Raw genomic sequence first — 13,412 nt, 5'->3', positions numbered from 1 at the left:
AAATAGATGTATTTTTAACCAAATATGGAACCAAATTATATTGTGTTTTTTGATGGTATTTGCCGTTTTTGTAATGCAAGTATAAATTTATTAATAAATTTAGATCAAGAAAAAAAATTGAAATTCACATCACTACAGTCAGATTGGGCTCAGGATTTTTTATTTAAAAAATTAAGAAAGGAAGCTGATTTTCAGACGATACTTTATTACAGCAATGGGACTTTTTATAAGAAGTCAGAGGCTGTTTTTCAGATTTTTAGAGATTTAAATAAATTTGTTGTATTGACTTCTATCTTCCGACTAATCCCCCAGAGACTATGTGATTTTTTATATGAAAGGCTAGCAAAAAATCGGTATTTTCTATTCGGAAAGCAAGAAAATTATAAAACCTGTCGAAGGCTCACACCTGATGAGAAAGAACTATTTTTAGAATAGCAAACTATCTGTTATCTTCGCAAAAAAAAGATAAAATGGCATTAGTTTCTCCCTCTATATTAGCTGCAAATTTTTTAAGCCTTGGAAAAGATTGCGAATGGCTCAATAACAGCAATGCCGATTGGTATCACTTGGACATTATGGATGGTCTTTTTGTCCCAAATATTTCCTACGGAATGCCAGTGGTTCAGGCAATTCAAAGTGTAGCAAAAAAACCTTTGGACGTTCACCTAATGATAGAAAAACCAGAAAGATATATTCAAACTTTTGCTGATTTGGGGGCAGAATTCCTGACAGTCCATTGGGAAGCCTCCACGCATTTGCATAGGACTCTACATGCCATCAAACAAGCGGGGATGAAAGCTGGTGTGGCATTAAACCCTCATACGCCAGTGGAACTTCTCAGTGATATCATTACAGCTGTAGATTTATTGCTCATTATGAGTGTGAACCCTGGTTTTGGTGGGCAAACTTTTATTGAAAATACCTACCACAAAATTGAAAAGGCTAAAAAACTTATTCAAGCTAAAGCAGCACAGACGTTGATAGAAGTGGATGGAGGAGTCAATACCCAAAATGCAAGGAAATTAATAGATGCGGGAGCCGATGTTTTGGTTGCCGGGAGTGCTATTTTTGGAAGTGAGGACAGAGATGCAGTGGTAGAACAACTTAAAAAAAGCTAAATGAGCGAAGAAAGTCAATACTGGAGGCGGATAGAAAATTTCTTTCAGCAAAAATTCACACAAGGCGAAAAACCTGATTTAGATAGTATGATTTTTCTAATCGGGGTTCAAGAATTGGGGCAAGGGAATCGACGCTTCAAGAAAGATGAAAAAGTAAATCTGATGCACGTTGCCGTTTGCCGATTGCTGGAACCGTTTGATTACTACCGATTTTCGGGTCGAGATCAAGACGGGTGGCCGCATTTTGATAAAATTCAAGATTTGCCGATTTTAAAACCTAATGAACAAACATTGCTGATGAGAAAAGCAATCATTCATTATTTTAAAGAGCAAAATTATTTAGAAGAATAATAAATTTCTAATAAACGTTGGAAAACAATTTTATCTACAGGTAAATCAAAGTATACACTATTTTCTTCCTTGATTTCCAACCATTCTATTGCTTCAATTTTGGGTTCTAAAATTTTTAAAGCCTTTAAATTTTTACAATTCACACGGTAATAAACCGTAAAAAGCTGCTCATTGGGGTGCAAACCTGAGCAGATGAAATCTTCTTGTGTGTAGAAATGCTCAATACTTTCTATACAGAGATTTAATTCTTCCTGTAGCTCTCGGTCTAAGCATTCCTTTACACTTTCACCAAATTCTAAGCCACCGCCAGGTAATTTGTAAATCATTTTCCCCCAGAAAGGTTCGCGTAAAATCAATAGGCGATTTTGATGAATAATCAAAGCATAAATACGAATGGTGAATCGATCTAGTTTTTCCATGCAATTAACATTTCTCTTTTGCCAGGTGGGCCCAGTTTTTTTTCTACATTAAAGTTTAATTCATTGAGTATCCGCTGTGTAGCGCCATTGGCGGCATAAGTCGTCAACAATCCAAATTTTTTTAAGGCTTTATAAATTTTCTCAAAAATAGGAAAAGTCCAAAGTTCGGGTTGCACCCTTTTGCCAAATGCATCAAAAAAGACGATGTCATATAAATTTTCTTCTGGCTCAAAGAGTTTAAAGTCTATTTTAATTTTTTTAAGGCTTAGGGAATCACTTATTTTTTCTTCAAAATTCCAAGCAGAGGAATGCATTTTTTTAAATATTTCTTGATTTTCTGCTTGAGGAGGAAGAAGTTTTGCATAATCTAAATTTTCCCATTCTGAATGGGTGATGGGGAATTTCTCTAAACTATGATAGCGAATCGAAGCTGAATTTCTCGTTGCCCAATCGTGAGTCAAAAGAGCGTTCAGCCCAGTGCCAAAACCAAATTCTAAAACCGTATAGCTTTTTTGGGTTGGGATTAAATCTAATCCGTTTTTTAAAAAAACGTGAATCGCCTCTTGCAGTGCACCGTGCTTGGAATGATAAGATTCGTCCCAGCAAGGGATGTTTAAGGTTTTGGAACCATCTTGGGTAATTTTTATTTCTCTTTTTAGAATTGACATAGAAAATGAAAGTTAAAAAAAAATACTGGATTTTCTATTTTTAATTTATTAAATTTGAAAAGATAAGAAACTTTAATAAAATGAGAATTGAAAATATCGAAAAAACACGTTTGACGGCGGACGTGTTTGAGGAAAAAAACTTTGGCAGTAGCTTTAGCGACCACATGCTGGTTTGTGAATTCAAAGAGAATGAGTGGCAAGAGCCTGTCATCAAGCCTTATGGTCAGATTAATTTTACGCCCGCAATGCACGCCCTGCACTATGGGCAGGCTTGTTTTGAGGGAATGAAAGCCTTCAAAGGTGAAAATGGAGATGTTTTTTTATTTAGACCTGAGAAAAACTTTGAGCGTATCAACAAATCTGCAGAACGTTTGGCTATGCCTGCAATTCCCAAAGAAATTTTCTTAGACGGGCTTAAAGCTTTGATTGATTTAGATAGAGCTTGGGTGCCAAGTAAATACGGAATGTCGCTTTACATTCGCCCAGTGATTTTTAGCACAGAAGAAATCATCTCGGCACGTGGCTCAAACAGTTTTATGTTTGTGATTTTAACTTCCATTGCACCAGACTATTACAACAAACCTCTCCGTGTAAAAGTGGCAGACCACTATTCTCGTGCGGCAAATGGAGGCGTAGGCTACGCTAAAGCTGCCGGTAACTATGGGGCGAGTTTTTACCCGACTGGTTTGGCCAAAGAGGAAGGTTTTGACCAAGTGATTTGGACTGACGCAGCGACGCACAGCTACTTTGAAGAAGCAGGAACGATGAATATTTTTGTCAGAATTGAAGATAAATTGCTGACGGCGCCAATTTCAGATCGAATTTTGAATGGAGTGACTAGAGATAGCCTGATTCTGCTGGCAGAAAAAAACGGAATGACCGTAGAGCAACGGCCAATAGAGGTAAGCGAGGTTTATGAAGCTAACGAGAATGGAAGTTTGAAGGAAGTTTTTGGTTGTGGAACGGCTGTGGTTTTAAATAATTTTTCTGCTATCGGCTATGCAGATAAAGTGATGGAATTACCTGAAATTACAGAAGAAAGCTGGGGTCCTCAATTGAAAAAGCAAATGAATGAAATCCAATATGGTATTGCAGACGACCCATTTGGTTGGAGAGTTTTGGTCGAAAGAAAATAATGAGCGACTGAAAATGTTATGAAATTTTAAAAGCCTTGAAAAATTTAGTTTTTTTAAGGCTTTTAAAATTATTTAAAAAAACTAAATTTAATGTTGCTGTATTTTTTCTCTTCTTGAAATTTAGGGTGCGCTTCAAATGTTCTTTTTTTGGAATGCTCTAAAATGAAAACACCTTTTTCGTCAATCCATTGATTATCAAAAATTAATTCTATAAGATTTTGGTAATCTTCATCTTCCATGCTAAACGGAGGATCGGCAAAAATTAAATTAAAATGACGCTGAGCTAGATTGGTTTCTAAAAACTTATAAACATCTGATTTTATGATATGGATGTTTTCTATCTCTAGCGAATGGGCTGTTTCTGCAATGAATTTTGTGCATGTAGAGTTATGCTCCACAGAAGTCACCTCTTGAGTGCCTCTAGAAATAAATTCTAAGGAAATGCTACCAATCCCAGCAAATAAATCAAGTACATTTAAATCCTGAAAATAGAATCGGTGGCTTAAAACATTGAATAAACCTTCTTTAGCAAAATCGGTAGTGGGGCGAGTCTCTAATTTTTTTGGCGCCATAAATCTTCTCCCACGGTGTTCTCCTGCAATTATTCTCATGTTTTTTTAAATAAATTCAATGTGATGGACAAAGTTAGACAACATTTTTAAATACTCTTCTAAATCATCACCTTGGCAATAGAGCGTGTCCTGCGTGGGGTCTAAATCAGTGTTTTTATACGCGTTTAAGATATAATAAGAAAAATCTTCTTTGGTATTGACATCAAAAATATTATAAAAAATGACTAGCTCTTCATCCATTACCAAGAGCGATAAAGAGTTAAAAAAAAGATGAGCATACATTCTTCGCCCGTGGTGAGATGTTGTTTTTTTTATTAAATTCTGTAGAGAATGTTCGACCGTATAGCTTTCAAAATAATGTTTTAAAACTTCATCAACTTCATTGGCATAACTGAAAATTAAAACCATATTCTTCTCTGGAATATTGATGTTTTTAATCGGGTCGAGTTCAAAAATTTCAGTATTGAATTCCAACCAAAAAAGAGGCTCTGGATGGGCTTCATAAATTTCTATGGGGACTAAATTAAACTGCGAGGAGTTGAACGACGCCTTTACAATATCATAGTTTTGCCGCCAATATAGTGCATTTTCTTGCGTCAAATTCAATAAATCATTTTGTAACTCAAAAGCATTTTGCGGGTATTCTTTTTTGTAGTGGTAGATTAAATCTCCGTTTTTGATTACAAAAAAAGAAAATCCACCTTTTGAGAAAAAGATGGATAACTCTTTAGCCATATCTATACGTATTAATTAGCTGATATTATTTTATTTACTTCGCATTTCACGAAGTTTTTCTTGGTCTTTTTTAGCTTGCAGAGCAAGGTCTACATCAGTACTCCAGTTGCCCTCTAGCGATGGCCTAGAGTCACTGCCGACTTTTATCACATCAGATCTGATGGGCGAAGTGTTATCAGCCAGTTCTCTTCCTATCAACTCTTGGTCTAGCCCGCTTAAAACTTTATTTTTTTCTATCGTACCCATAAAGAAGTGGTCACGCTGAATGTTGGTGCTATCTTCTCCTATAATTCTGTCATTAAAAGAAGCGTATAATTTTATAGGATGTTTTTCGCCATTTACAGGAACGTAGCCAAAATTTTCTAAAGCACTACTGCGTTTACCGAAAATAGAATCTTTCACAGACACAGGAGAAACAACGGTATCAATAATAGTGAAATTCTTCATGACATCAATTCTTTTTCTCTCATCAAAGACGTAAGCAGAAGAATCTTTTCTGATGATGCTGTAGATTTTACCATTTTGGATGAAATGTTTTAGTGAATCTAAATTATCTGTATACTCGCCATTATAGCCTTTATACAATTTCTCAGCCAAGGCAAGATCTTGCATTTGCTCCACAGCAACCACATAGCGATTCATTTTTTCGTTATGGAAATCAACAAATCCATCTACAGAACGGTAAACAAAATAACCTAAAACTACTGCTGTAATGATTAAAACGATTTTTAGTATATTTTTCATCGAATCAAAATTTCCTCAAATATAATTTATATTTCTGAACCTAATAAATTTTGATGTTAAAAAATGACGTAAAAAATAATTTATTTTATATTTATGCTCATGAAAATGATTGGTGTAATTCCTGCAAGGTACGATTCTGTTCGTTTCCCAGGGAAGTTATTAGAAAAAATAAGCGGCATCCCCGTCATCGTGCATACCTATAATAATGTAAAAAAAATGAATTTGCTCGATGAGGTAATCGTAGCAACAGAGCATGAGAAAATTTCTCAAAGCCTTAAAGAATTTAACATTCCTTTTATTGTAACCTCCTCGTACCACGAGTCAGGTACCGACCGAATTGCTGAAGCGATAAAAAACATTCCGTGTGAAGTAGTCATCAATATTCAGGGGGATGAGCCTTTTCTGCCGAAAGAAGGGCTAGAAAAAATTTATAAAGCCTTTAAAAATGATGAAAAAAAGGAAATTCAGGTAGCGAGTTTGATGACTCCTTTGGTCAGCGAAGAGGAGATTTCTAACCCCAATAATGTGAAAGTAATTTGTAAAAAAAATAATGAAGCCTTATATTTTTCTCGTTCGGTGATTCCATTCAACCGCTCGGGCAAAGGAAATCAATATTTCAAACATTTGGGCGTGTATGCTTTCCGCAAAAAGACACTGTTGGAATTCGTTAATTTACCTAAATCAGATTTAGAAGAAACCGAGAAACTGGAGCAGTTACGGCTTTTGGAGAACAATTATTCTATCAAAATGTTTACAACGCAACAGTCTAGCATCGGGATAGACACGCCAGAAGATTTAGAAAAAGCTATAAAATTTTATCAAGAAAACCATGCGTAGATTTTGTGCATTAGTGTCATTATTGTTAACAATTTTTTTACAAGCTCAGGCAGCTCAAGAAATTTTGAACGCTCATTTCAAACATTCGGGCGGAGAAAAGGCTTGGAACCAGCTAAATTCCGTTTACATGAAAGGTACAGTGCAAATCGGGTTGAGCGATGAGATTCCCATTGAAATTTACCAAAAAAGACCTTACTACAAAAAAATTATTTTCGTAGAAAATGGGAAAACGAGACTGAGTGAGGGTTTTGATGGCAAAAATGCATTTACCTTTAGCGAAAGTTTAAATAAAAATGTTAAAATTCCAAATTATTCACCCGATGCTTTTGAAACCGATTACTTCAATTATGAGAAAAAAGGTTTTTCAGTGAAGAAAAAAGCAGATACACTCATAGATGATACGCCAGTTTATCATTTGGAATTAATGAAAAACACCCAAAGAGTTCAGCTTTATTTTTCTAAAAAAGACTATTCTTTGATTCAAGAAGAAAATGAAAATGAGGTAATTATCTATAGAGAAGATAAAATTTTTAAAGGCTTGAAATTTTCTACCGAAATCGAAACTTTGCCCAAGGACGGAGCGACTTATGTGCTGAGAATCAGAGATGTAATCCCGAATTTAGCGATGCCTGATAAAACTTTTCAATTTTGAAACCAGATGCCGAAATTTTAAAAGCTTGCGTTACAACGCCGATGCCCTTTGGTAAATACAAAGAGCGAAAAATTGCAGATTTGCCAGTTTCTTACCTAGAATGGTTTGAGAAAAAGGGTTTCCCCGCTGGTAAACTCGGCATGCTGATGTCAACCGTTTGGGTGATAAAAACCAACGGGTTAGAGGAGCTTTTAGCTTCCATCAAAAAGGTAGAAAAGTATTAGTGAAAAATTTATGCCTATCAATAAACTCTATCATGAAGTTATACAAAAAAGATTTTATTTATTTAATTTTGTTCCACAAAGAAAAATTATGCTGAGAATAAATAATTTACACGCCTCGATAGAGGAAGAGGGTATAGAAATACTAAAGGGAATTGATTTGAAAATCAACCCAGGAGAGGTTCACGCAATTATGGGGCCAAATGGCGCTGGGAAAAGTACGCTTTCATCAGTGATTGCTGGTAATGAAGATTATGAGGTAACGCAAGGGGAAATCCTCCTAGAAGGTGAGAGTTTACTAGATTTAGACCCAGCAGAGCGTTCGCACAAAGGAGTTTTTCTATCTTTTCAGTATCCAGTGGCGATTCCAGGAGTTTCGGTGACTAATTTTGTGAGAACAGCACTTAACGAATCAAAAAAAGCGCGTGGAGAAAAAGAAATGACTGCCAGTGAAATGCTGAAATTAATGCGCGAAAATGCTGCAAAACTGGGTATAGATCAGTCTTTCCTGTCACGCTCGCTGAACGAAGGATTCTCGGGAGGGGAGAAAAAACGAAACGAAATATTCCAGATGATGATGCTTAATCCGAAATTGGCGATTTTGGATGAAACAGATTCTGGGCTAGATATTGATGCGCTGAGAATCGTTGCCAATGGTGTAAACCAATTTAAAAGTAAAGATAATGCGGTGCTCGTCATTACACATTATCAGCGATTGCTAGATTACATCGTTCCAGATTTTGTTCACGTTTTGGTTGATGGGAAAATAGTAAAATCAGGCGATAAAACTTTAGCGCTAAAACTGGAAGACGAGGGCTATGAATGGATAAAAGAAGAGGCTTAAAAGTATGGCAGATTTAAAAAATCAAATAGAAAATTATTTTAAAACCAATTTTCAATCGGACTCTCTCTCAATTCAGCGAGAGAAATATTTTGAGAAATTCTTGAGTCAAGGTTTCCCTACACCAAAGTTGGAGGAGTGGAAATACACCAGCATGAGAAAATGGTGGAGCCAAGAATATGAGTTGGCAAAAGTTGATGAGATGAAAGCCAATGAGCAAATAAAAAAAATAGTGAAAGACTCACAGCTAAGTGGTTCAAAATTGGTTTTCATCAATGGCGTATTTAGTGAAGAAATCTCTGAGATTCAACGAGGTTTAAATATTTTATTCCTTCAAAATCAGCCAAAATTGCCAAAGAAATTTGGACAAATTCTGAAAGAAGATGAAGCGTTGGTGAATCTGAATGCAGCTTTGGCTACGCAAGGCTACTTAATTTCAGTAGAGAAAGCTTCAAAATTAAATCCAATAGAAATTTTTCACTTTTACGAATCTGAAAAACCTATTTTTTTAAACCTTCGAAATTTTATTGAAATAAAAAAGAGTCAGGAATTAGCACTTATTGAAACGCACATTTCATTGAGCAGTCAGCCTAATTTCATTCATCAATTGACGGAAGTTGATTTAGAAGAAAACGCAAAATTAGATGTTTATAAAATACAGAATGACGAAAAAGGTTCAGCCTTGGTTGATTCTATTTTTTGCAACCAGCAAAGAGATAGCTTGGCCAAAGTGCACACGTTTTCAATGGCTGGGGAAATGATAAGAAACAATTTGAATTTCAGGCAAAACGGAGAAAACTGCAATTCGGTGATGCAGGCAATTACGCTAGGGAAAGAGCAGCAGCATGTAGACCACCATACGCTAGTGGAGCATACCGCACCCAATTGTGAGAGTCACGAACTTTATCGTACAATTTTAGATGATGAATCTACAGGGGTTTTTAACGGGAAAATCATTGTAGATGCAAATGCGCAGAAAATTGATGCCTTCCAGCAAAACAATAATATTTTGCTCTCGCCCAAAGCCAGTGTCGACACCAAACCACAATTGGAAATTTTTGCCGATGATGTGAAATGCAGCCACGGTTGTACCGTCGGGCAACTAGATAGAGATGCTCTGTTTTATATGGAATCAAGAGGAATTCCCAAAAAAGAAGCACAAGCTTATTTGCTTTTTGCCTTTTGTGCAGATGTATTATCTGAGGTGGAATACGAACCTTTGAAAAATCATATTTCAGCGATTCTTGCTAAGAAATTAAACGTAGAAATGGATTTTCACTAAAAATTTTTAAGCCTTAAAAAAAAACAAAAATCCAGAAAACCAAATTTGATTATTACTCAAAATTTCATCATTTTTTTGAGTAGTGAGTTGATTGTAAATGGCAAAATTGAAAATTCTCTTAGGAAATTTTAAGAGAATTTTTTTAAGGCTTAAAAAAATATTTCACTTTTTATTATCTTTAAATAAATTCAAGAAAATGCTCAATCAATCAGCAATAATACGGCAATTCCCGATACTTCAACAGAAAATCAATGGTCAAGCTTTGGTTTATTTAGACAACGGTGCTACTGTTCAAAAACCACAGCGAGTTATAGATGCGATTGCGAATTATTATTCTACCACCAATAGTAATGTGCACCGCGGGATTCACACGCTAAGCCAGAATGCAACTATAGCGATGGAGGAAGCGAGAGAGAAAGTCAAGGCGTACATCAATGCCAAGAAACCTAAAGAAATTAATTTCACCTACGGCACTACCGATGCTATCAATTTAGTAGCCACAGGATTTACCTCTCTGCTGCAAAAAGGAGATGAAATCATCATTACTGAAATAGAACATCATTCTAATATAGTTCCGTGGCAAATATTGGCGCAACGTACTGGTGCCCAAATCAAATATATCCCGCTGACGTTGGAAGGGAAATTGGATTTAGATAAATATAAAAGTCTACTGACTGATAAGACTAAAATGGTAGCTGTAAACCACGTGAGCAATGCCTTGGGTATTGTCAACCCAGTGAAAGAAATCATAGATTTAGCTCATGAAAAAAAGGCTTGGGTTTTGGTAGATGGAGCCCAAGCGGTGGCACAGATGAAGGTAGATGTGCAAGAATTGGATGTTGATTTTTATGCTTTTTCGGGGCACAAAATGTATGGGCCGACAGGAACAGGAATTTTATACGGGAAAGAAGAAATTTTAAAACAAATGAGCCCGTACCGTGGTGGCGGAGAAATGATAGAGACGGTAGAAATGAAAGCATCAACTTATGCAGATTTACCCTTTAAATTTGAAGCTGGCACGCCTAATATTTGCGGGAATATTGTTTTGGCAGAAGCTATAGATTTTATGCTGGATATTGGCATGGAAAATATTTCAGGCCATAAAAAATCTTTGGTTACTTTAGCTGAAGAAAAATTAGCTGAATTGCCTGAAGTTGAAATTTACTCGCCCAATATGCCGAAATCAGGAGCGATTTCATTTAACTTAAAATTAAATAGCGTTCACCCATCAGATGTTGGTATGATTTTAGACAAGCAAGGCATAGCTGTACGCACAGGGCATCACTGCTGCCAACCCATTATGGCAAGACTGGGCATACTGGGGACGGTGCGAGCAAGTTTTGCAGTCTATAATACCGCAGAAGATGTAGATAAATTAGTGGCAGGAGTGAAAAAAGCCATCACCTTTTTAAGGTAAATTTTTAAAGCCTTAAAAAAAAATCATGAAAAATCCGTTATCAAAAAGTAACGGATTTTTTTATTTATTAACTGATTTACAGTTAATTAGTTGTTCATTGAAACCAAAAACTCTTCATTAGATTTGGTGAGTTCAATTTGTTTTTTCAGAAACTCCATTGCTTCCACAGGATTCATGTCGCTCATGTACTTACGTAAGCCCCACATGCGCTGAGAGGTAGGCTCATCTAGCAACAGGTCATCACGTCTTGTGCTTGATGAAATCAAGTCGATGGCAGGGAAGATACGCTTGTTGGCAATGCGTCGGTCGAGCTGCAACTCCATATTACCAGTTCCTTTAAACTCTTCAAAGATAACTTCATCCATTTTTGAACCAGTATCAATCAAAGCAGTAGCAATGATGGTTAAAGAACCCCCATTTTCAATTTTTCGGGCAGCACCAAAGAAGCGCTTGGGTTTGTGTAACGCATTAGCATCTACACCACCACTCAAAATTTTACCTGAAGCTGGAGCTACAGTGTTATACGCTCGAGCCAGACGGGTAATGGAATCTAGCAAGATTACAACATCGTGACCACATTCTACCAGTCTTTTCGCTTTAGAAAGCACGATGTTGGCAACCTTCACATGACGTTCTGCTGGCTCATCAAAAGTAGAAGCAACGACTTCGCCTTTCACATTGCGTTGCATATCAGTTACTTCCTCTGGTCGCTCGTCAATTAAAAGAATGATTTGATAAACCTCTGGGTGATTGGCGGCAATCGCATTAGCAATGTCTTTCATCAGCATGGTTTTACCTGTTTTGGGCTGTGCTACAATCATTCCACGCTGCCCTTTTCCGATAGGTGAAAACAAATCTACAATGCGCGTAGAAATAGTACTTTCCTTATTAGCGATATGAAATCTCTCTTGAGGGAAAAGTGGAACCAAATGCTCGAAAGCCACTCGATCTCTTACAAATCCTGGCTCCCTACCATTGATCTCTGTAATTTTGAGAAGCGGGAAGTATTTTTCACCTTCCTTAGGTGGACGAACTTCGCCAGTGATGGTGTCGCCTGTTTTTAAACCAAACAAGCGGATTTGTGATTGAGAAACGTATACATCATCAGGAGAGGGTAAATAATTGAAATCAGAAGAACGTAAAAAACCATAACCTTCATTTAAAATTTCCAAAACTCCCTCGGCAGAAATAATCCCGTCAAACTCATAATTTGGGTCGAGGTATTTATTTTTAGGCTTTTGATTTTTAGGGTTTTTAGGATTTTGATGATGGCTGTTATGATTCTGATGATTTTTATTTGATTGAGAATCATTTGATTTGGCATTATTATTTTGTCGGTGCCCTTGTTGATTCTTAGAGGGATTTCGCTGTTGATTTCTATTTTGGTCTGAATTTTTAGAATACTGATTCACTTTTTTTTGTAGCGAAACCTCTTTTTTATTTTGTGGAGGCTCTTGATTTTGTGTTATTTCACTTCTATCAGTCTTCTCAGTCTTCTCAGTCTCCTCTTCCTGCGAGCTAGACTTTTTTTCTTGCGGTTTTTGCTGCTTGTTTTTCTGTTCAGAATTTTTCCGATTGCTACTAGAGCCTTCTTTTGGGGCTTGACCTTTAAAAATCTTCACAGATTCAGGGTTGGCAGCTTGGTAATCTAAAATTAAGAAAATTAGATCTTTTTTCTTTAAGGGTTGAAAGCCTCTTAAACCCATCTCTTTGGCAATAGCGTGCAAATCCGCTACCTTTTTGCTTCTTAGTTCATTAATATCAAACATGAAATTGATAATTGATTTTGATTTATAAAAAAGTAATTCTTTAAATTCAATGTAGTATAGAATTTACTTGAGCCTTGAAGTGAACTCTAGTGCAATGATACAAAATATTTTTTTATTTCTAAGAAGAAAAAAATGTTTAAATTTGCATTGAATTAAAAAATATGATACAAAGAGTTCAATCCGTTTTTTTATTCCTTGCGGGGATTGTTTCCCTTGTGTTGTCCCATTTTTTTGATTTGTGGAGAATCGGCGTAGAGTGGATGCAGGCCAATGACTATGAAATTATTTGGGCTCTGTTTTTAAGTTCAGGCATATTGTCTTTTATCGTAATTTTTTTGTTTCGAAACAGAAGAAGACAAATCATTTACAATTCCATTAATATTTTGATCAACGTAGTGTTGGTGGGATTATTGATTTATCGTCTATTCAACTTACCTGGAGAAGGCTTTGCTTCGGAGAAGGGTGTTGGCGTATTTCTACCTTTCGTTACTATTTTGCTATTATTTTTAGCCAATAGAAGCATAAAGAAAGATGAAAAGCTTGTAAAATCGGTAGATCGAATTCGGTAATCGCACGCATTTATTTATATATATGAGTGTAGAGAGCAGCTATTTTTTTAATGGCTGCTTTTTTTATTTAGTATTAAGACT

The 13,412-nt window shown here is 36.1% G+C and carries 17 protein-coding genes; 11 read left to right on the top strand and 6 right to left on the bottom strand.

Annotated features, from left to right (window positions below; all coding sequences use genetic code 11):
• Positions 1 to 24: 24 nt before the first annotated feature.
• Genes QOX03_RS08395 through QOX03_RS08385 form a run of 3 tightly spaced genes read left to right on the top strand, consistent with a single transcriptional unit; the run spans position 25 to position 1,469 of the window.
• Entirely contained in the window at positions 25 to 435 is a 411-nt protein-coding gene (locus tag QOX03_RS08395; RefSeq protein WP_283670769.1) for a thiol-disulfide oxidoreductase DCC family protein, read from the top strand.
• A gap of 35 nt (positions 436 to 470) precedes the next feature.
• Positions 471 to 1,118 carry a ribulose-phosphate 3-epimerase gene (gene rpe, locus QOX03_RS08390; RefSeq protein WP_283670768.1) on the top strand — a complete coding sequence of 216 codons (648 nt, stop codon included), beginning with the start codon at positions 471 to 473 and terminating at the stop codon, positions 1,116 to 1,118.
• Positions 1,119 to 1,469, top strand: coding sequence for a hypothetical protein (locus QOX03_RS08385; RefSeq protein ID WP_119057457.1), 351 nt, complete (start codon positions 1,119 to 1,121; stop codon positions 1,467 to 1,469).
• On the opposite strand, the gene QOX03_RS08380 is transcribed toward QOX03_RS08385, so the two are convergent.
• Together QOX03_RS08380 and mnmC2 are read right to left on the bottom strand one after the other, a co-directional pair.
• Entirely contained in the window at positions 1,454 to 1,888 is a 435-nt protein-coding gene (locus QOX03_RS08380; RefSeq protein WP_283670767.1) for an NUDIX hydrolase, read from the bottom strand. The genes QOX03_RS08385 and QOX03_RS08380 overlap by 16 nt on opposite strands.
• Entirely contained in the window at positions 1,876 to 2,556 is a 681-nt protein-coding gene (gene mnmC2, locus QOX03_RS08375) for a tRNA (5-methylaminomethyl-2-thiouridine)(34)-methyltransferase MnmC2 (RefSeq protein WP_283670766.1), read from the bottom strand. Before mnmC2 ends, QOX03_RS08380 begins: the two co-directional genes overlap by 13 nt.
• 80 nt (positions 2,557 to 2,636) lie before the next feature.
• Between mnmC2 and QOX03_RS08370 the strand changes: the two genes are divergently transcribed.
• Positions 2,637 to 3,692: a branched-chain amino acid aminotransferase gene (locus QOX03_RS08370; RefSeq protein ID WP_283670765.1), complete on the top strand. Its 1,056-nt coding sequence runs from the start codon at positions 2,637 to 2,639 to the stop codon at positions 3,690 to 3,692.
• A 68-nt stretch (positions 3,693 to 3,760) separates the two neighbouring features.
• Here the strand turns inward: QOX03_RS08370 and rsmD are convergent, their stop codons facing one another.
• Genes rsmD through QOX03_RS08355 form a run of 3 tightly spaced genes read right to left on the bottom strand, consistent with a single transcriptional unit; the run spans position 3,761 to position 5,743 of the window.
• A complete protein-coding gene (rsmD, locus tag QOX03_RS08365) occupies positions 3,761 to 4,303 on the bottom strand; it encodes a 16S rRNA (guanine(966)-N(2))-methyltransferase RsmD (RefSeq protein WP_119057460.1) in 543 nt (180 codons plus the stop codon).
• 6 nt (positions 4,304 to 4,309) lie between these two features.
• Complete coding sequence (locus tag QOX03_RS08360) at positions 4,310 to 4,999, bottom strand: DUF3822 family protein (RefSeq protein ID WP_283670764.1); 690 nt, start codon at positions 4,997 to 4,999, stop codon at positions 4,310 to 4,312.
• 30 nt (positions 5,000 to 5,029) lie between these two features.
• Positions 5,030 to 5,743, bottom strand: a complete 714-nt coding sequence (locus QOX03_RS08355) for a hypothetical protein (RefSeq protein ID WP_283670763.1) — start codon at positions 5,741 to 5,743, stop codon at positions 5,030 to 5,032.
• Between the two features lie 99 nt (positions 5,744 to 5,842).
• On the opposite strand from QOX03_RS08355, the gene kdsB reads away from it, so the two are divergent.
• From kdsB to QOX03_RS08325, 6 genes are all read left to right on the top strand, one after another.
• Positions 5,843 to 6,580 (top strand): 3-deoxy-manno-octulosonate cytidylyltransferase, encoded by a 738-nt coding sequence (gene kdsB / locus QOX03_RS08350; protein ID WP_283670762.1) that lies wholly within the window; start codon positions 5,843 to 5,845, stop codon positions 6,578 to 6,580.
• A 13-nt stretch (positions 6,581 to 6,593) separates the two neighbouring features.
• Positions 6,594 to 7,232, top strand: coding sequence for a hypothetical protein (locus QOX03_RS08345; protein WP_283670761.1), 639 nt, complete (start codon positions 6,594 to 6,596; stop codon positions 7,230 to 7,232).
• Positions 7,229 to 7,456, top strand: coding sequence for a DUF3820 family protein (locus tag QOX03_RS08340; RefSeq protein WP_283670759.1), 228 nt, complete (start codon positions 7,229 to 7,231; stop codon positions 7,454 to 7,456). The genes QOX03_RS08345 and QOX03_RS08340 overlap by 4 nt, the downstream gene beginning before the upstream one ends.
• Before the next feature lie 88 nt (positions 7,457 to 7,544).
• Complete coding sequence (gene sufC / locus QOX03_RS08335; protein WP_119057616.1) at positions 7,545 to 8,297, top strand: Fe-S cluster assembly ATPase SufC; 753 nt, start codon at positions 7,545 to 7,547, stop codon at positions 8,295 to 8,297.
• 4 nt (positions 8,298 to 8,301) lie between these two features.
• Positions 8,302 to 9,576 (top strand): Fe-S cluster assembly protein SufD, encoded by a 1,275-nt coding sequence (sufD, locus tag QOX03_RS08330; RefSeq protein WP_283670758.1) that lies wholly within the window; start codon positions 8,302 to 8,304, stop codon positions 9,574 to 9,576.
• Between the two features lie 196 nt (positions 9,577 to 9,772).
• Positions 9,773 to 10,993 carry an aminotransferase class V-fold PLP-dependent enzyme gene (locus tag QOX03_RS08325; RefSeq protein ID WP_283670757.1) on the top strand — a complete coding sequence of 407 codons (1,221 nt, stop codon included), beginning with the start codon at positions 9,773 to 9,775 and terminating at the stop codon, positions 10,991 to 10,993.
• A gap of 86 nt (positions 10,994 to 11,079) precedes the next feature.
• On the opposite strand, the gene rho is transcribed toward QOX03_RS08325, so the two are convergent.
• Positions 11,080 to 12,762, bottom strand: coding sequence for a transcription termination factor Rho (rho, locus tag QOX03_RS08320; RefSeq protein WP_283670756.1), 1,683 nt, complete (start codon positions 12,760 to 12,762; stop codon positions 11,080 to 11,082).
• A 161-nt stretch (positions 12,763 to 12,923) separates the two neighbouring features.
• Between rho and QOX03_RS08315 the strand changes: the two genes are divergently transcribed.
• Complete coding sequence (locus QOX03_RS08315; RefSeq protein ID WP_119057468.1) at positions 12,924 to 13,331, top strand: DUF4293 domain-containing protein; 408 nt, start codon at positions 12,924 to 12,926, stop codon at positions 13,329 to 13,331.
• The last annotated feature ends 81 nt before the right edge of the window (positions 13,332 to 13,412 follow it).

Source organism: Candidatus Ornithobacterium hominis (assembly GCF_951229915.1).
Lineage (GTDB): Bacteria > Bacteroidota > Bacteroidia > Flavobacteriales > Weeksellaceae > Ornithobacterium > Ornithobacterium hominis.
The sequence above is the reverse complement of the archived record's forward strand: the minus strand, read 5'-3'. Positions and strand labels throughout refer to the sequence as shown.